Below are 18,697 nucleotides of genomic sequence, written 5' to 3'. Positions count from 1 at the left end.
TTCCGATGACATGAGGAACCGCTCCCGTGGCCCGCTCTCGACGCCCCCGAGTCAATCGACGATCACGGACGCAGCCGTCCGCGCAGCAAGGTCCTGCTGAGGGGGCAATGTCGAGAATGAAGGTTTTTGTCGCGATCGCTATCGCGACAGCGGTGCTTTTCGTTGGCGGCCTTGCCTGGTTAATATCGAAAGGGCCCTCGCTTCTTGCGAGCTCACAAGCGGCTCGGCCCGCGACCTTCGTCGGCAGCGAGGTGTGTGCCGGTTGCCATAAGCCCGAGTTCGATCGTTGGAGGACATCCCAGCATCAGCGGGCGATGGATCACGCAACGGATCAATCCGTCCTCGGCGATTTCAACAACGCGAGCTTCGAGAATCACGGAGTGACGTCGCGGTTCTTCCGCAAGGACGGCAAGTTCTTTGTCGAGACAGATGGGCCCGATGGGCAGCTTGCTACGTTCCAAATCAAATACACGTTCGGATTCGATCCGCTGCAGCAATACCTCATCGAGTTCCCAGACGGCCGGTTGCAAGCGCTCTCAGTCGCATGGGACAGCCGCCCAAAAGACCACGGGGGGCAACGCTGGTTTCATCTCTATCCAAACGAGAACATTCGCCACGACGACAGTTTGCACTGGACCAAGCTCAATCAGAATTGGAATTTTATGTGCGCCGAATGCCACTCGACAGGCGTTCGAAAGAACTATGACGCCGCTAAGGATCGATTCGCGACAACCTGGAGCGAAATCAGCGTGGGCTGCGAAGCATGCCACGGCCAGGGATCCCGGCACGTTGCATGGGCTAACGATAAATCACAGTGGTGGCGGTTCGGGCAAACCGGCGATCGTGACAACGGGCTGCTCGTTCGGTTCGACGAACGCCGCGGTGTGACCTGGCAGCAGGACCCGGCGAGGCAAAGGCCTCAGCGCAGTGTCACACCGGCGTCTCTGCGCAAGGAGGTCGAAACTTGCGGCCTTTGTCATGCGAGGCGGAGTCAGTTGTCCGAGAATTGGGTCCCCGGCCGCCCCCTCGCTGACACCCATCAGGTCACGCCACTCCTTCGTGGCCTCTTTCACCCCGACGGCCAGATGCGAGATGAGCAGGAAACCTACAATTACGCCCCCTTCGTCCAAAGCAAGATGTTTGCGATGGGGGTCACTTGCAGCGATTGCCACGAGTCTCACAGTGCCGCTCTGCGTGCACCGGGCAACAATGTCTGCGGACAATGCCATTCGCCAGAGAAATACGACGACGCCAGCCACCATCACCATGCGGACATTCGGTTGCCGGTTTCATGCGCGTCCTGCCACATGCCTTCGCATACCTACATGGGCGTTGATCGGCGACACGATCACAGCTTTCGCATTCCACGGCCGGATATCTCGGTAAAGGTCGGGACATCGAACGCCTGCAATGATTGTCATCGTGACAGGCCGGCCGAGTGGGCGGCTGCAGCGGTCGAGGGCTGGTTCGGGTTGCAGCGCGAAGGATTTCAGAAATACGCGCAAGCATTTCACGCCGGATGGACGGACCAAACAGACGCTGCAAACCTTCTGGCGATCGTTGCGTCTGACACCACCGGCCCGGACTTTGTTCGAGCCAGCGCATTGGGGGAGTTGGGGGCCCATGCCCCCTCCATCGACATAGGTCTTGCGCGGTCCGCTCTCTCTGACCGAAGCCCGCTCGTGCGTGTGGGTGCGCTCGACATGCTTGAAGGAGGTCGGGCCGATCAGCTCTGGCCACTTGCTTCGCCGCTCCTGTCCGACCCGGTTCGTGGCGTACGGTTGAGGGCGGTATCGCTGTTGGCTGCGGTTCCGGCTGCGAACCAACCGCCGGCGGATCGTCAGCGCTTTGAGCGCGTGGCGGCTGAGTTCGTGGCTGCCCAACGTCTCAATGCCGATCGCCCGGAGGCGCGATCCACTCTCGGCGCCTTTTATGCTCGGCGAGGGATGTTTGCCGACGCGGAAATGGAATACCGGGCAGCGCTGCGCTTGAACCCGCAGTTTGCTCCGGCGGCGGTCGATCTTGCCGATCTCTATCGGCAATTGGGGCGCAACGAAGAAGGAATTGAAGTCCTGCGTACGACGATCGCGTCCGCGGCGCAGGATGCAGGGCTACATCATGGGCTCGGACTGGCGCTGGTTCGCGCAAAACGTCGCACTGAGGCGCTCGAGGAACTGGCCCGCGCTGCTGAGCTCGATCCGAGCAGTGCGACATATGCCTATACTTATGCCGTGGCGCTTCATTCGGCCGGTCGTCCGGACGAGGCCGTACGGGTGCTGGAGCAGAACCTTGCACGACATCCCAGCCACAGCGGCACCTTGACGGCACTGATCGCATTCCATCGCGACAGCGGCGATGTCAAAGCCGCTCTAGGCTACGCAAGACGGTTGGCGCAATTGCAGCCCGCAGACCGCGGTCTCGCTGCTTTGATCGATGCTCTTGAGAAGCAGTTGGGATCTCCTGATAAGCCGTGATCTTTGCAAGGTCTTTTGCGGCCCTCCAGCAACGGTTGCGGGATTTGAGTAGTCCCCGTTGCTCGTTGCTTCTATGATTTAAGGGCTCCGCGTTCAGTCATCGGCTTGGAGGTCGAAACGGCGGAGCGAGGACGCACGAGGGAATTCAGCCTGATGAACAGACTTGCGATATCAGCAATGACTTTTCTTGCGGCCACGTTCGCAGCGCAAGCGGCCGACCTGCCGCCCGCGCCGACTTACAAGGAGCCCGCCGTGCTGCTCCCGACGTTCACTTGGACCGGGCTTTATCTTGGAGGCGAGCTCGGATGGATGCAGACCGACCCCAAGTTTACGCCGGGTGCGGTCGTGCCAGGCGCGGCCTTTGTTGCGTCGTCGCTGCCTGTCGGTGACAAGCAGGGCCTGAGCTATGGTTTTCTGGCTGGCTACAATTATCAAATCGGTCAGTTCGTTGTTGGCGTCGAAGGCGACTTTACCGGGTGGACGGTTGGGACCATGCGTTCGACGGCCATCACCGGCGACTTCATCACCGCGCAAAGCAGATGGGGCGGCGCAATCCGCGGGCGACTGGGCTATGCCGCGGACCACGCGTTGTTCTATCTGGCCGGCGGTGCCGCGCTCGCGTCCACGAAAATCGCTGCGACGACTACAGGCTATTCGATCGGCGGCGACGACACTCGCTGGGGCTGGACGATAGGGGGCGGCGTGGACTACGCGTTCACGGACCACTGGTTTACCGGTCTTGCATACCGTTACACGCAGTATGATTCGAAGATTTTTGCCTATCCCATAGGCTTTCAGAACCTCGGAATCGTGGGATTCAAGCAAGAAATGAGCGATCAACGGGTGACTGTACGTATCGGTTATAAATTCTGATAAGTGTTTCGGCTTGCTGACGGGCGCAGGAGAGAACTTTAACAGTCGAAACGGACGCCACGTGCTGAACGACAGCGTGGTAGCCATACCGAGCGACGTGATAATTCAGCACTCGGGCAATCTTTGCTTGCGCTCTTGGTGATAGCCGCGACTGTGGTTCGTCTTCGCCCTCGCAGGGGCTAGATCGTTGCCAAGCTCCGCGCGGAGCGCGATCGTGTTTTTTAGTTGCCGGGTCGGATTGTGTTCGTCTCAATATCCGCCTGCGCCAAAACTCAAGAGATCACCATGCATCGCCTCATCGTTGCCGCTTGTATGATCACCCTGTGGGTCGGAAGCGCCCGGGCGCAGGTCGTGCCAGGAGACTCTCCGAATATGGGCATCGGTGCAGCGGTGTCGAGTTCACGCTCGCGACCGCTGTTGGGAATATCCAGCCCATCGAGCCAGTACCGACCCAGCGACGACAGTAGCTCTAGTAAAAAAGGTGCTGCGAACGCGGCCGGCCGGAAGCCAGCGAACGACCCGTGGGCTAGCATAAGGCCAATGCCAGGAGCCTCGACACCAGACAGGCATCGTGTTGAGTAGCCGCGTAATCAGAGTTCCGGCGGGGCAAGGCAGCTGCCTGAATGGGTTGAATGCCGGAGCCTCTTCTGCAGTGAAACGAAGAAGAAGGACGCCGACACGCGCAAGCGTCTGCGCGATTGCTTGCAGTTTTCTAGTGCTGGTCCAATTTGTCCGCGCCTCGTATTTGAGTGGTTGTTGAAATGCAAAGCTGAGCGCCGTCTCACGACAAGCGGCCTCGAGAAGCATTCAATTATTTCGACATCCTCGGGCGTTTAGGACGGCACTTCGACGGGACGCATTTCTTACCACCAAGCGCTGCGTTCCTCTTTCTCTCCTTTCGAAGCTCCGCTTGCTCTCTCGATTGTGTGCTAAAGCGTGTTCAAGGCCCGCTCACGTTCCATGATCGTCGAATGTAACCGAATATTTCCGAGGAGGGCCTGCGCCCTGCTACGAAAAGGTCGATGCTCGCTGATGCGCGGCCTTCCGTGAGACGGATCGCGACAACACGGTACGCAACATGAACTCGTTCGTCCATCATTGCGATGTAATTGCCCTCGCGGGGCATGAAGGGAAATTCCCTTGGGCCTAGGCAACGGTCGCCCTCGTCAGCAACATAAACCATCATCTGAGTCATTGTGGAACGGTTCGCGGAGGCAGATCTTCGCTTAGCCACTGTTGCCGCATTCCGCCGGGGTGTTGCCTCGCCGCTTTCTGCCGTACCTAGGCTCAGTGATCGTCGAATGTGAACGCCAATTTCATCGGATGGGCTGCCCTCTGCAACAAAAAGATCGATTCCCGGTGAGGTGCAACCTTCCGTGAGGAGGATCGCGACAACACGATACGTGGCATGACCCTGGTCTTTGGTCAAAGTGACGTAATCACCCTCGCGCGGCATGAAGGAAAATTCGCGTAGGCCCAAGCCGGGATGGCCCTCACCTGCAACGCAAACCATCATCTCAATCATGGTGTTGCGGTGAGCGGCGACAGATGTCTGGCCAGTCTTCGTCGTCGCATCCCGCCGCTGCGCTGCCCCCGTTGCCGCTTTCTGCCGAGTTGTTGCAATTGTTGGTTCTGCTTTTGCACGGTGCGCCGGCGCGCGTCTTGGCCCCGCATTGGGGCCTCTCCCGAAGCCGGCGAGGCGTGTTCAGCGCGTAGGGCAATGTCCAATGGCTGTTGTCGTTCTTCTCGCTAATCAAGGTCGCCTCATTCGATATGATGATCTATAGCCTCGCGCGCGTGTTCACCACGCGGGATCCAGTCGTGGATTCTGAGAGATCTAAATCTTGGGGAGCGCTAGAAGCGGAATCCGCTTTGCACACGTAGCATATAGGCGTCTGTTCGAGACGTTCCAGCTGTTGTGTCGGATTTTGTTCAGAAAGAGGGACTCGAAACCGGCTTGGTTGTCCCGATCGCCTCGGCGAACTGCAGCACATCACCATCATCTCGAAATGGCGTCGCCGCGGAATGTCGCGCTTTAAATAAGCTCTGCCCCGTGAAAGCCAAGCACACATCTCCCGAACGAAGGTGCAAGCGAGTCTAATGACTGCAGATCAATCACGATGAAGATGGGGCCCGTAGGGACCGACGGTTTTCTGGAATTCAGCGCATTCCCCGTACACAATCCGCGGCCGCTCTTAATGGGTCTTGGAAATATACTGATTTACTCCGTAAATTTAGCCCATCGCCTGTCCAATCGTGCATGGGGTTGTTCCTCGGGATTCGTTGCCACGCAATGTGCTTGGGGTTGTTTCGAATCGTGATGAGTCGCGATGTCAGGTGGGCGTGATTCCTCGCCCCCGACGACGCGCGGCAAAGTGCGGGGTCTAGGCTTGGCGACCTACGAGGAGCAGCGACCCATGACGCGATCGGAAATGGAGCGCCGCCTGAGGTGATGAATTGATTAGCGGCATACGCCCGTCTCAAATAAGCTGGAATACTATCGCCGCGTGATCCAAAGGCCTCGTAGGCGTCAACTCAAAATTAACTATAGATATTTACCTTCGAGCAGAAGCCGTTTGCCTCTCGTGGTGTCGCTCGCGTTGGGTTTTGAGATGTCGCTTGAGAAAAAGAGGCGCACGAGGAGCACCGGCCACGATGCGGCAGAGGATGCAGACCGAACCACAGAGGGCATCAACCTCGGTGATTTAGCGGGCATTCTCTATCGACGCAAAGCGTGGATCCTTGGAGCGACGACCGCCTGTCTTGTGCTGGCGGCTGGGTACTTGGCGGTCGTAAAGCCCAATTACACGTCGACCGCGCAGGTCTATTTCGATCCTCGCGATCGGCCGATTCCCAAAGAAGACGCACGCGAGCAGAGCAGTGTGCCGGGAGACGGTGTTCTCCTCGTCGAAAGCCAGCTGAAAATCATCACGTCCGGCGAGGTGCTTTCGCGGGTCGTCGATCAAATGGGTCTGCGCGAGGACCCGGACTTCAACGGCCATGGCGGCTTCGTTGCAAGCGTCAAGGCAATGTTGGGCTTCGGGCCGTCGGGCGACGAGGGACTGGCCGCCTTGCGCAATCTCCGTGCGGCGACGTCGGCGAAGCGCAACGAGCGCTCCTTCGTCATCGATATATCCGTCTCGGCTCACACGCCGCAGCGGGCGACTGACCTCGCCAATGCGATTGCGAGCGCCTATTTGAAGGAACAAGACGACGCGAACGCGAACTTCAACCGGCGGACCTCCGAGGCGATCACGTCGCAACTGGAAAGAATGCGCGATGCGGTGAGCCAGTCGGAACAGGCGGTCGCTGCCTATAAGGCGGCCAATAACCTCGTGGGCTCGCGGGACAGGCTGGTTACCGGCCAGGAGTTGGACGAAGCCAATACTCAACTGACCAATGCCAAGACAAGGCTGAATGAGGCGCAGGCGCGCGCCAAACTTGTCGAATCTATTGAATCGGGCACCACGCCGCTTGAAGCGCTGCCCGAAGCCATACAGTCGAACACGATTGTGCAATTGCGAGCGCGTGCTGCAGATGCTTCGCGTGAGGAAGCGCAATTGGCGCAGGTCGTTGGTCCCAACCACCCCGCCTTGCAGCAGGCGCGGGCGCAGGTCCGCGATGTGCAGGCCGCGATCAAGAACGAGGCCAAGCTTATCGCTCAGTCTGTGCGGAATGCGGCGATAACCGAGCGTATCAACGTTCAGAATCTTCAGGCGCGCTTCGATTCGTTGAAGGAACTCGCGCAAGATAACGAAAAAGCCATGGTGCCGCTCCGCGAACTTGAGCGTAAGGCGGACTCCAACCGCGTCGTATATGAAACCTATCTCGCAAGGGCCAAAGCGGCGAGTGAGCAGCAGGTCATCAATAATACCAATATCAGATTGGTTTCCCGGGCGGTGCCTCCCGACCGCAAAAGCTGGCCACAGACGATTCCCATCATGGCGGGCGCGCTGTTTGGCGGACTGTTCGTCGGTATCGTGCTGGCTCTGCTTCGCGACGCGTTGGGACGAATGCGCAGGCCGCCGACGCCGAGAGCAAGACGCGAGAGAGCGGAACGCGTGCTGCAACAAGTTGCAGAGGTTCCTGCCAGGGGACGCGGGGAGCAGTTGTCGCGTCTGAGGGCGGAACTGCTGGCAGCGCCGGCTGGCCATTCCATCCTGCTCGTGCGGGCCTCAGGCGATGAAGCGCTGGATCTGGTTGCATTGGAACTTGCGCATGCTGTCGAGAAGTCTGGACAGAAAGTCGTCGTCGTCGACGCCGATCTGAAAGCTCATGTCGTATCGTCGCAACTGGGGTTTGATCAGCGCCCTGGTGTCCGCGACATACTGGCAGGCGTGGCTTCCATTCGCGAGGTCGCGCATGTGTTGGGGCGGACGGGCATAACAGTCGTCCCCGTCGGCACGGCGGCATTGCCGAGGCTCAATCAGCAAATGCGGAGCGAGCTCTCGGCAGCTTTGGATCAAGCGAGAGCGTTCGGTCGCGTTATCATCGATGGTGGCGAGCTCGGTAGCACCCTGTCAGGGTCTGGTCTCTATGCCATGGCGGATGAAGTTGTCTTCCTCAAGGCGGTGCATGGCGAGCAGATGTTTGATGCATCCGGACTGGTCGACGACCTGTTGCGTCATTGTCAGATCAAGGCGAAGGCCGTGTTCATCGATCCCGCGTCACACGCATTGACCGCCTGATCGATCGGTGCCGAGCCGGAAATCAGCGTAAGCGCCGCGAACCCTTGACGGCTTGGTGTGAGCGCCGGAACAGATCAGCCAGCATCTGCCCGATATGACGCGGTGGCCTGGCGTGTACGTGTGCGATCAAACCAACTGGCGATGCGGCGCCGCGCGAAGTGTTGGCGACGATGAAAGCCCCATCGCAGGCTGCGATCTACGGTGAGCGAGCGCCGATAGTGGGCCATTTGCATGGCCTCGATATCCATCGCTTGCTTGACCGGGTCGGAATAGAAATTCCTTATCTTTTCCTTCTCCATCCCCGGCGTTTCAAGCCATTGCGGGATGAGGACATTGCAAAGCCTGTCAATGTCGGTGAGCAGCCTGGTCACACCAGTCCCTGCCGCCGGACATGACGTCTGGAATGCATCTCCGATGAGAACGACACCGTTTTGATCGACGTTTTCGGCGACGGAAAGATCCATGACCCAGTTCTGGACCTTGTCGATGGGCTCGATCTCGCCGACGAAATCCGAAAGTCCGGGCAATGATTTGAACAACACTGCGACCGGATCGCGGCGGAGCTCGCGAATCCAGGGATCATCGTGGTCGAGGAAAGTGAAGAGGTTGGCGCGCAGGAGGCTGCCAATCGGAAACAGGCTGAGATAGTCAATCCGGTTGGAGATGCCCGCGCCGTAGCAGGTGAGCGCTTGAAACGCTGCCGCCTGCTTCGTCTTCGAAGCGAGCGTGAAGCCGAAGGATATCGACTGCTTCTCCGCGACGATACGGCGGCTGATGCCGAGCTTGTGTCGGAGCGAGTCGGCCATTCCCGTTGCCAGGATGATCAAGTCGGCCTGGACCGAGCCGCCGCTCGACAACGACACCTGTTGCGTCTGCGGGCCGGTCTGGATGTCGACGACGTCGTCGATGATGCAATCCACCGATGTCGGAAGTTGTGCGCGAGCAATACGCACGATGTCTTCGTAAAGGATGCCAAAATGCGGGTCGTGGCTGCGATCGACAATGCTGCCGGCACGAACGTTGAGAATATCCCGGAACGGGGTTGCCTCTGCGGCAATCGCGTCAAGAATCCCAAGCTTGCGCATCAGGTCGACCTGCCGACCTGCGATCTTTTCAACACGAAACTGCTTTGGATAGGTCTTATGCTTATCGATGAGCGAAACTTGGTGACCAGCCCGCGACAGTGCAACAGCGGCAAGAGAACCGCTCAGGCCGGCACCGATGATGACAATGCGCGCGCTCTTGGATGTTGCAGACATGGGTGGCGTTTTACGGTCGGTAATTGTCATGTGATTTTTCTGTGAAAATGCCTCTGGACCTTGTCGTCTCTACCGCAGCCGATTCCCTAGGAATTTTCCTCACGGATAATTCGGGATCGGGAATGCCGGCTCCTGATGTGTTGCACGGATTGCAGTCTGCGCCGGCGCGTTTCGCGGCATGCCGGAATGCATGCCCAACTCCTCAATATATTGATTGCCGATGGTTTCGATGGAGAAGAGCCGAAGGTGCTCCTTCAAGTCCTCCGACATAGCCGGCTTGGGAACATTCAGCTTGGCAACGATCGCTTGCGCGAGCGAATCGACATCGCCAACTCGGACGAGCGTGCCGTAGCGTCCGTCAGACAGGATCTCTCTGGGACCATGGGGGCAATCCGTACTGATCACCGGCGTACCGCAGGCGAGTGCCTCCACAATGACATTGCCAAAGCCTTCTGCGAGCGACGAGAGGACAAAGACGGCTGCTTGTCGCATGTAGGCGAGGGGATTAGGGGCATATCCAAGAAAATGGACATGGGGGCTGATACCGAGCGAGCCAGCCAAACCCTGCAATTCTTCGCGGTCGCGGCCCTCGCCCAGGATAATGAGATGCGAAGGCCGTTGCTTGACGACACGAGCAAATGCTCGCAGCAAATGCGTATAGCCCTTCTGCTTTTCCAGGCGGCCCACCGCAAGCACGAACGGTTCTCCGGGCTTGATCGATGGCGGCAGGACGGGCGCTTGTTCGGCCTGCGCCTCAAACCCGTCGTGAATGATCGGATTATAGATCCGGCGGATCGGCTTCTCGCCAAGGCCGGGCAGGCGGCCGAGCTGTTCCTTCAACCCGTTCGACACCGCGATGAAAGCGTCAGCGGCGTGGAATGTAGACGCAATGGCCGCCATCACGGGCCAGCGATGCATCTGCAGGGGCAATCTCCCCGGCTCCGACAGTGAGTTGTCGAGACGAACGAGCAGCCGGTGGCGATGGGAGCTCAGCATTTTCCCGATGCACGAGATGATGTTGGCATTTTCGACCGAGCTCAGAACGACCGGCGGACGCGCGATCCGCAGATAGCGCAAATAGGCCGGCGCGCTGAACATCACCTTGCGTGAATCGAGGCTAATCAACCGGACGCTTTCAGGCACCTGATCTTTCAAAGAACCGAAGTTTTTGCAGACGACAAGATCGGTTCGCAGGCCGCGGGCGAGAAAGTATTCCGCCAGATTGAGCTGCACGCGCTCCGCTCCTCCGCTGTAAAGCGTCGGAAGGAAAAGAGCCACGTCAGGCGGCGTTTCGTCGGCGACGAGCTGCGACAAGGGGATGCAGGCCGGTGCGCTCATCGACAATATCTCGATATGATGACGTGACGGGCTACGATCCCAGCAAGATAAGAGACGATGATGGCGCTGGACGCGCCATAGAGCGCGAAAGGTGGGATTAGTACCATGTTGGCGATAATTGAGAGTGAAATTACAAACAATCCGCTGAGCAGGGTGAACGAGTCCTTGTGGCGGCTGTAGAAGACGGTGCCTTGAACCTCATAGGCCATGCGGAGCACGAACCCGAGCAGCACCGGCCACAAAACCAGCGTCCAATCGGCAGCAAGCGGGCGGTTCAAGTATGGGATCGCGACATGCACGAGAACCCCGGTGACAATCGCGAAAAGCACCGAAATCGCTATCGTTTCGACGTGTAGAAGCCGATAGACACGCCAATAGGAGCCGTCCTGCCGCCTGTGCGCGTTGATAAGCTTCGGCTCCGACACCTGGATAAGTCCCGTGTCGACGAGATTGCTCAGGGCGTTGCCAATGGACCAGAACAGCACATAGACGCCGGTCAGTTCGAGGCCCATGAACAGGCCGACGAGATAGCGGTCAGTGTACTGCGCGACCGTATTGGCAATGTCATTGACATATAGAATCCGGGACGCCTTGAAGTGGCTCAAAAACCACTCCTTGTGCCCGGCTCCGGAGGGGCGGTGCAACCATGGCCAATTGCGGGCCGACACTGCAAAGCCCACAAGCGCCAGCAGACTGCCTCCTATCCAGAACTCCAGCAGCGTATGCAGGTCGCGCAGAGCCGGGAACGCGAAAGCGAGTGCCATATAGACGCTGATCCAGCCGGCCGTGCGGAAGAACATCAGCAAGTTTGCCAGGCGCGGCTGCAGAAGATGATTGAGGAGGACAAACAGATCGCCGTTCGCGTGCTCGAGAAAGATGATGGCGACGATAATCGAAGTGAGCGCGAATTGATCAAAGTAGACGCCGACCGCGAGTGCGATAATGCTGATGATTCCGTAGGCTGCTGCCTGAATGGCCCAGTAGCGACGAAGCATATGGGTTACTTCGGCGAGCTGTTGCGAGACGGCGTTGCGGCTGATGATGCGGATCAGCCCAAGGCTGGCGACAACTGGAAACATAACTGCAGCGCCGGCGATGAGGCCGTACACTCCCAGCGTCTCAAGGCCGATGAATCGAGCGATGAAGAGCGTAAGGGCGAATTTGGATGCCAGCGCAAGCGCGCGCAAGCCCATGATCATCAACGATGTCGATGTGCGGCTGCTAAACACCATGTCCAGCGACAAGTTGACGAACAAGGTCTCACTCTCTGAGAAAGGCGGCACAGCAGGCACATTGCGCTGCTATGGCGCGCCGGCGGTGCAGCTGGTCGGCTGAGGCAATCATTGACGCGATTCGCCAACGGCGCGGTGACCGATCATCCGTTCTGCCTTCATTGGTCGGGACTGCAGTGTCGGCGCCCGCTTGGATTGAGACGTCGTCTGGACCAGGCTGTCATACAGTCCGATCAAATCGCGATTCATCTGCTCTTGTCGGAACATAGCAACGTAGGTTGCACGTGCCGCTGCGCTCATCGCCGGACGGTCGGTGTTTTCGAGTATCGTTAACGCCGAATCCAGGAAACCGGAAGTGTTGATGTCCATCAAGACGCCATTGACGCCGTCCTTAATAAAATACGGGAAGGCGCCATGATTGCTGCAGACCAACGGGAGTCCGGATCGGAGCGCCTCGATCGCGAGTAATGGCATGCCCTCCCAGCGCGAAGGCATGACAAGGGCGTCGAAGTTACCGAACAGCGCGGGCAAGGTGTCGCGTGGCACCCAGCCCAGAAGCTCGACTTCGGGAGGTATGATCAGGTCGCCCTTGTCGACGATCTTTGCCCCGACAATTCTCAGAGTGGCGCGCCCGGGTTTGAGCAGTGCGAAGTCACGCAGAAGCAGGTCGATACCCTTCTGCGAGTCGAGCCGCCCGACAAAGAGCAGGCGTAACGGAGCCCTGTGGTCAGTTACGGGCGGTCGTGCATCAGGAGGCGACGCGAGGTCTTTTATTCCGCTCACGATGAGCTTGGCGTTGTTGAGCGAGAAGCCAGCTTTTCGAAGCAGCGGTTCCTCGTGAGAAGAGATGTTGACGATGGCGTCGGTGAGACGGCTGAGGTTGCGTTCAACAAGCGCACAGAACTGAGTAAAGGCTGTGCTGCGGGGACGATCGAACGCCCAGCAGTGCGCACAATAAACCACACGAGGACGGCGGAGCATTCCCCGCACGATCACTCGGCCAATCGCGCCGGCGAGGCTGCTGTGTAAATGAACGATGTCGGGATCGTGTCGTTTGATGCTTTTGCGAATTGCCAAAGCGAGCGCAAGGATCGAGCGGAAATTACGGCCTGTACGTTCATAAGTGCCAACGAAGCAGTTGATCGATGCTGCGATGGATTCGCGATGATTCGCCGGCGCCAACAGCGCCACCTTGTCAGCTCCGAATTTCTGGATCTGATACGGCAATATCTCCTCGAGATACGAGGCTGGTCCGCCAATAAGGCTTTCGCAGACGTGGAGGATTCTCATCACAAAAGCCGCGTTTCCAACCGACACAGGTCGCGCTCGTCGCAAGATCATCATCCCGCGCGCGACGCCGGTATTACTTACGGCTTCATGGAGAAAATGGATGGTAAAAGCAGAAACAAGGTGAATGTTCGGGCGTCAGAAATATCTGTTGTGTCAGCGTGCAACGGTCACCGGAATGTAGCTCACGGAAGGCTTTGGCTCGATTTCCAGAATGCCGTTTGTGTTCCGTTGTGAGACATCCTCCCGACCCAGATGATCGATCCCCGGACCGGACCTGCGCCAACCAGGCACAGTGATTTTCTGCGACGTTCCGTCTCTCTCGGTGCTCCATGCCGCAATTTTGCATTGTTGTCCTGCTTCGTCGCAAAATCGCAGGATCGTGACGCCGCGCGCGGTCGCCACGTCGAAACGCGCAATCGTCTCCCGCAGGGACATCCCGCCGATCTCACGCGCCAGGGTCTTGTAGGCCTGAAATGCTGGCCGCAACGTCCCATCGGATCGGACCAATCCGAAACGATGTTCCATCTCGTCGTCATCCGTTCCGACGTCCATCAGGCAGTACCAATTGGTCAGGCGGACCTGTTCCATCAAATTGGTGAGGAACATGCGAGGAAGCCAGAGCGCTTGAGTGTCTTCAGAGATGCCGGACCGGTAGGCTGAATCGCCCCATTCGGTGTCGATGATCGGCTTCTTTGGGATCGCCGCGGGCCACGCGGCGAGATAGTTGTCGCGGAGAACGGCGTAGTCGCGCGAAACGGTCTCGGGTGTCTGCTTGAAGCGGTGCGTATGCAGGCTGATTGCATCGAGACACGTCAACAGCTCCTTGTCGTTCAGCAGCGCCTGTATTAGCGGCTTTCTCGGACGCCAGACCGTCGGCATCTGGGCGGCGCTGGGGCCGGTCACGAAAGCGTTTGAGACACGCTGCTTGATCGCGACGCAGGCCTCGCGGGCAAGAGCGACATAGCCCGGAGGATTGGGCGTTGGCGGCCAGAACCCGTCCTGGTCGGGTTCGTTCCAGAGTTCCCAGATTGGGTTGAGGTGCTGGTATCGCTCCGCTGCCGCTGCGGCCCAGCGAGCAAACGCCGCAATCTGCGAAGGCGTCGACGGAGGTGCGGGGCCCCGGTCGCGCTTGCCATCCATAACTGCGTCGTAGGGTGTCCCGTACAGCGGGTTGGGCCTGTTCAGAATAAACAATGGACGCAGCCGAAGCTTTTCCAACTCGGCCGCGAAGGCGTCATAGAGGGCCCAGTCATAGCGGCCCGGCTGTTTCTCGATCCATGGCCAGTTGAGATCGATGCGGACGATGGTCGTCCCCAGTGTGGACGCAAGGCTAAGACGTTCGCGCCAATCCGGGAGATTCAGGAAATTATCCGTAAATTGAACCGAGAGCCCGCTGGCGACGGTGGCATCGGTCGACTGCGCACGCGCCACGTGGCACGTTGCAAGCAGGGTGAAAGCGATCAACGTTGCGCGAACGCGCGTTCGCGTAGCACGACCGTTGGTTAACAAGGCAGCAATCCGACGCATTCCGTTCACCAAGATCGTCATACGTTCGATCATTTCGAGCGATCTGTCATATAACTCTCTACGATATTGATAACATCATCGTATATCTTCGTTAGTGATCGACGCATTACGGGCGTCTCGCGCGCCACGACATCGCGCTGGAGTAACGAAAGAGATGCAGCGACGAAGCGCCTTCCTGATGCCGGTCTACAATCCGGCCCATGACGATCTGACGCGAACGGTCGAGTCGCTGCTGGCGCAGACCGAAGTCGCCGACATCGTCATCGTTGACGACGGATCGCGGATATCCATCAGCGAAATGTTGGTGCCGCACGACAACATCGTCGTGCTTCGGCTCGATCGCAATCAGGGCATTACGGCGGCACTGAACCGCGGTCTCGAATACATCGTTAGCAGCGGTTATGAATTCGTGGCGCGCATGGATTGCGGTGATATTTGCGCGCGCAACCGCATTGCCAAGCAGAAGGCCTACATGGACGGCCATCCCGATACGGACCTGCTTGGAGCGTTCGCGGATATCGTCGACGAGCGCGGCAATCATCTGTTCTTCGAGGGAACGTCCGGCGGCAGGGCAGCGATCGGTCGCAAGCTTCAAGACAACGCGGCGTTCAAGCATCCGACGTTCTTCTTTCGAACATCATGGGTTCGGAAGTTTGGTGGCTATTCGACAAATTATCCGCATGCCGAAGACTATGAGTTCATGCGTCGTGTCCACGCACAGGGCAACATCGAGTGTCTCGAAGATGTTCTCCTGACTTATGAGAAGAGTTCCAGCAGCATCAGCAGCAAGAATCGCAGCGCGCAGTTGTGGTCGCGACTGCGCGTTCAACTGAAATATCTCGAGCTGGCCAGTGTCCCGGCCTATGTCGGCGTGGCCCGAACGATTGTCACCTTGCTTGTGCCGGCCCCGATGTGGGCTCGCCTGTCTCAGCTCTACTGGGGGCGCACAGGCCAACGCGGTTTGGCGACCTAGGCCTTCAGGAGCGGTAGCTGCGATGACGTCGCTTGAGGCCTCAGCGGTCGGCGCCAGAACGGCCACGCATGATGTCGTGCTCAACCGGCTGGTCTGGCTCGCGGTCGCGCTGCTGCCGATCACGGGCCTCGCAGGCATCGGTGCGTTCGGCGAGTTGAAAGGGTCGGCGACGGTCTATGTTCTTGCGGTCGCGATCCTGGTCGCGAGTTTCACGACGCTGCCCAGCGGAGTCGTCATACCACGGCCGCTCCTCGTCCTCTTGGCATGCCTGCTGTCCTGGCTCGTTGTGACCACCGCGATCAATTTCGAAGGGATCCTGACATCAGTTTATCACGGCCGGAGCGGCTTCAATAAATTCGCCACTTCATCTGCCGTTCTCGTTTTCGGCTTCGCGAGCGCGATAATCTGCGTTACCCCATTCCGTCGCGTAAGCGACGTCGAGAAGCTTTTCGTGAGGCCGCTGGTCATTGCCGTTCTGGCTTGCGCCGTTTTCGCGGTGCCGGAAATTCTGTCGTGGTTTTCTTCCGCCGGTGAGTTGCTCTACAAATTCTCGACCGGATTGCTGCATACGGCGGACAGTGAGCAGGGACGCGCCCCTGGCCGCTTGATCAGTCTTGCCTTCGAGGCGCCCGATCTTTCTTACTTCGCCGGCTTCGCGTGCCCTTGGATGCTGCTGGCTTATCGCCTGCGAGCCAATGGCCGTCCGTTGCAGAGCGTTCCCATCGTAGCCGCCTTGCCTCTGTTGCTCTGCCTGATCACGCTGTTGTTGAGCAATTCACGGACTGGTCTGTTGATGCTGGGCGGGCTGATCCTCGCCGAATTCATCTATTGGGTCGGACTGCGTGGCCTGCGACTCGGCGTCCTTGCGCTGGTCGCCGTCATCCCCGTGTTCGCCGCGGTCGTGCTTGTGCCATGGCTTACGCTGCACAACGTCGATGCCACCCTTAACGCGGACGATGTGTCCACGACGTCGAGGCTGGCGTTGTTTAGCGCTCAGGCTTCGATCTTCGCGATCAATCCGGTCTTTGGCGTGGGCTTCGGGCAGTTCGGCTTTCATGCCGGTGCAGTTCTGCCTTCATGGGCCTGGGACAGCTACGAAGTCCTCAATTGGTTCGAGATGTTCGACGAACTGCCGCCGACCTTCAATGTCGCGGGGCGGCTCGGTGCCGAGCTCGGGTTGCCCGGCCTGGTGATCTGGTACGGCTTCTGGATGATGGCAATCATCTGGATCGCGCGAGCGGCACCTCAACTGCCGCGTCGGTCATCGCTCAACTTTCTGAATGCCGCGCTGTTCGGCAGCATCTTCAGCCTGGTTCTCGGTGGGATGAGTAACGATCCATTCCGTCGCCCGGAAACCTGGCTTCTGATAGCCATCACGGCGCTTCACGCGGGGCGAACGTCGGAGCGCTCGACGTAATGACGCTACTTTCGTCTCAGGCACCGCGCCTTAACCAAAAAGGCCTGGCTCGCTCGCAACCGAGTATGCCGGCCGGGTCGGCATCTTTGCGCGATGACAAAACGCGGCTCGCGGTCATTCTGCCAAGGCACCGGCTTTGGGAGTGGCACCGCCAGCTGATTCTGCATCTCGTGAAGCGCTATGACGTTGCCGTGTTTCTCGATGACCGCGCGTCGCCATATCGTCGCGCAGAGAGGCTTTGGTTGAAACTGGAGCAATTGGCTTTCCCCGGCGGTGCGCTTGCCAAGCCGATTGCTCCCGAGGACAGCTGGCGTCCGGTCTCTGAGTTCAACGACATCTTCGGCAGGATCGTTATCAACTTATCCGAGCGCTCTGATTCCTATGCGGAAGCTATCGAGCTTCGATACGACGGCGTGCTGGACAGTGATGCCCTCATCGAGCGATTGTTGTCGCAGAGTTCGCCGAAGCTTTCTGCTCATTGCACAGGCACAAATGGAACTCTCGCAGCATCGAGATTGGCGATCGAAGACAAATTCTCGATCGGCCGCGGACTACAGGCCGCTTTTTCCCGCTCTATATCGCTGATCGACCGCGCGTTATGTCCGACCACCGGTCAGTCCGCTGGCGACGGCAACGCCACGGCAACGCCGGTAGGCGGCAACCTGGCCCGATTCGTCCCGCGCATGATCGCGCATAAAGTCTCGAGCCTTGTCATGAAGCCATTCCGGTGGCGCCAGCACTGGCAGGTGGCGCTGCGCGACGGGGCGGGGGCTTTCAAAGTGGTCGAGGATGATGGCGCCCGCTTTTACGCCGATCCATTCTTGCATCGCGCGAACGGCCGCACGTTTCTGTTTGTCGAAGAGTATCCCTATGCCGACCGAAGGGGCCTGATTTCAGCCGCGGAGGTCGTGGGAGATCGGCTTTTGGCTGCGCCGGTACCAGTGCTCAAGCGGCCCTATCATCTATCGTATCCGTTGGTTTTCGAACACGACGGCGAGTTTTATATGATCCCCGAGACGGGGGAAAATCGCTCTGTCGAACTGTACCGGGCGATCGAATATCCCTGGAAATGGGAGCTCAGCGCCGTCCTGATGCAAGGCGCTGTATTCTCCGATGCGACTATTTTGTTTCATGACGGCCTCTGGTGGCTTTTCATGACGGCTGATTGGTTCGGCGCCTCAACGCAGGACGAGCTATCGATCTTCTACAGTGAGACGCTTCAAGGCGATTGGAAGCCGCATCTCACCAACCCGGTGAAATCGGACAGCCGTTCGTCTCGGCCGGCCGGCCGCATCGTCCAGCAGGGCGGGCGGCTGTTCCGGCCGGCGCAGGATTGCGATCGGACCTACGGCGCCGGCATCGTCTGGTTCGAAATAACCATGCTGACGAAAACATGTTTCAGCGAACGCGAGATGACTGCCTGGGACGGACAAGCTGAGCTATCCATGGACGGACTTCACAGTTTTGACCAGCTCGGCTCGCTTCAAGCTATAGACTTCAACTGCTCGGTTGCCCGCGGAGTGATGCGCAAGAACGTTTCGACAATAGCGCCTCGCCGCGGCGGGAAGCTTGAACGCTCGTTTTCCAGGGCGTCTCATTGTCTTCAGATAGATCAGGTCTGAGGAG

At 58.8% G+C, this 18,697-nt stretch carries 12 protein-coding genes; 7 read left to right on the top strand and 5 right to left on the bottom strand.

Annotated elements, in window-relative coordinates; all coding sequences use genetic code 11:
* Window positions 1–107: 107 nt before the first annotated feature.
* The 3 genes from RHPLAN_RS28280 to RHPLAN_RS28265 all read left to right on the top strand — a co-directional run bounded on the left by RHPLAN_RS28280 (window position 108) and on the right by RHPLAN_RS28265 (window position 8,035).
* Entirely contained in the window at window positions 108–2,474 is a 2,367-nt protein-coding gene (locus RHPLAN_RS28280) for a tetratricopeptide repeat protein (RefSeq protein ID WP_084245718.1), read from the top strand.
* Window positions 2,475–2,627: 153 nt separating this feature from the next.
* Window positions 2,628–3,347 (top strand): outer membrane protein, encoded by a 720-nt coding sequence (locus RHPLAN_RS28275; protein ID WP_084245716.1) that lies wholly within the window; start codon window positions 2,628–2,630, stop codon window positions 3,345–3,347.
* A 2,585-nt stretch (window positions 3,348–5,932) separates the two neighbouring features.
* A complete protein-coding gene (locus RHPLAN_RS28265) occupies window positions 5,933–8,035 on the top strand; it encodes a GumC family protein (protein WP_237180222.1) in 2,103 nt (700 codons plus the stop codon).
* 74 nt (window positions 8,036–8,109) lie between these two features.
* On the opposite strand, the gene RHPLAN_RS28260 is transcribed toward RHPLAN_RS28265, so the two are convergent.
* The 3 genes from RHPLAN_RS28260 to RHPLAN_RS28250 all read right to left on the bottom strand — a co-directional run bounded on the left by RHPLAN_RS28260 (window position 8,110) and on the right by RHPLAN_RS28250 (window position 11,831).
* Window positions 8,110–9,324, bottom strand: a complete 1,215-nt coding sequence (locus tag RHPLAN_RS28260) for an FAD-dependent oxidoreductase (protein WP_084245714.1) — start codon at window positions 9,322–9,324, stop codon at window positions 8,110–8,112.
* A gap of 69 nt (window positions 9,325–9,393) precedes the next feature.
* Window positions 9,394–10,632 carry a glycosyltransferase gene (locus tag RHPLAN_RS28255; protein WP_068025355.1) on the bottom strand — a complete coding sequence of 413 codons (1,239 nt, stop codon included), beginning with the start codon at window positions 10,630–10,632 and terminating at the stop codon, window positions 9,394–9,396.
* On the bottom strand, window positions 10,629–11,831 hold the full coding sequence (locus RHPLAN_RS28250; protein WP_068025352.1) for a lipopolysaccharide biosynthesis protein: 1,203 nt from the start codon (window positions 11,829–11,831) through the stop codon (window positions 10,629–10,631). The genes RHPLAN_RS28255 and RHPLAN_RS28250 overlap by 4 nt, the downstream gene beginning before the upstream one ends.
* Between RHPLAN_RS28250 and RHPLAN_RS39725 the strand changes: the two genes are divergently transcribed.
* Window positions 11,824–11,967, top strand: coding sequence for a hypothetical protein (locus tag RHPLAN_RS39725; RefSeq protein ID WP_157100529.1), 144 nt, complete (start codon window positions 11,824–11,826; stop codon window positions 11,965–11,967). The two genes, RHPLAN_RS28250 and RHPLAN_RS39725, sit on opposite strands and share 8 nt — an antisense overlap.
* 5 nt (window positions 11,968–11,972) lie before the next feature.
* Here the strand turns inward: RHPLAN_RS39725 and RHPLAN_RS28245 are convergent, their stop codons facing one another.
* Entirely contained in the window at window positions 11,973–13,181 is a 1,209-nt protein-coding gene (locus RHPLAN_RS28245; protein WP_198164532.1) for a glycosyltransferase family 4 protein, read from the bottom strand.
* A 126-nt stretch (window positions 13,182–13,307) separates the two neighbouring features.
* On the bottom strand, window positions 13,308–14,714 hold the full coding sequence (locus tag RHPLAN_RS28240) for a glycoside hydrolase 5 family protein (protein ID WP_157100528.1): 1,407 nt from the start codon (window positions 14,712–14,714) through the stop codon (window positions 13,308–13,310).
* Between the two features lie 121 nt (window positions 14,715–14,835).
* On the opposite strand from RHPLAN_RS28240, the gene RHPLAN_RS28235 reads away from it, so the two are divergent.
* The 3 genes from RHPLAN_RS28235 to RHPLAN_RS28225 are packed head-to-tail and all read left to right on the top strand — an operon-like array spanning window position 14,836 to window position 18,693.
* Window positions 14,836–15,654, top strand: a complete 819-nt coding sequence (locus RHPLAN_RS28235; RefSeq protein WP_068025343.1) for a glycosyltransferase — start codon at window positions 14,836–14,838, stop codon at window positions 15,652–15,654.
* A gap of 22 nt (window positions 15,655–15,676) precedes the next feature.
* Entirely contained in the window at window positions 15,677–17,071 is a 1,395-nt protein-coding gene (locus tag RHPLAN_RS28230) for an O-antigen ligase family protein (protein WP_068025340.1), read from the top strand.
* A complete protein-coding gene (locus RHPLAN_RS28225) occupies window positions 17,071–18,693 on the top strand; it encodes a glucosamine inositolphosphorylceramide transferase family protein (RefSeq protein WP_157100527.1) in 1,623 nt (540 codons plus the stop codon). Before RHPLAN_RS28230 ends, RHPLAN_RS28225 begins: the two co-directional genes overlap by 1 nt.
* The last annotated feature ends 4 nt before the right edge of the window (window positions 18,694–18,697 follow it).

The sequence above is a fragment of the Rhodoplanes sp. Z2-YC6860 genome (assembly GCF_001579845.1).
Taxonomy (GTDB): domain Bacteria; phylum Pseudomonadota; class Alphaproteobacteria; order Rhizobiales; family Xanthobacteraceae; genus Z2-YC6860.
The sequence above is the reverse complement of the archived record's forward strand: the minus strand, read 5'-3'. Positions and strand labels throughout refer to the sequence as shown.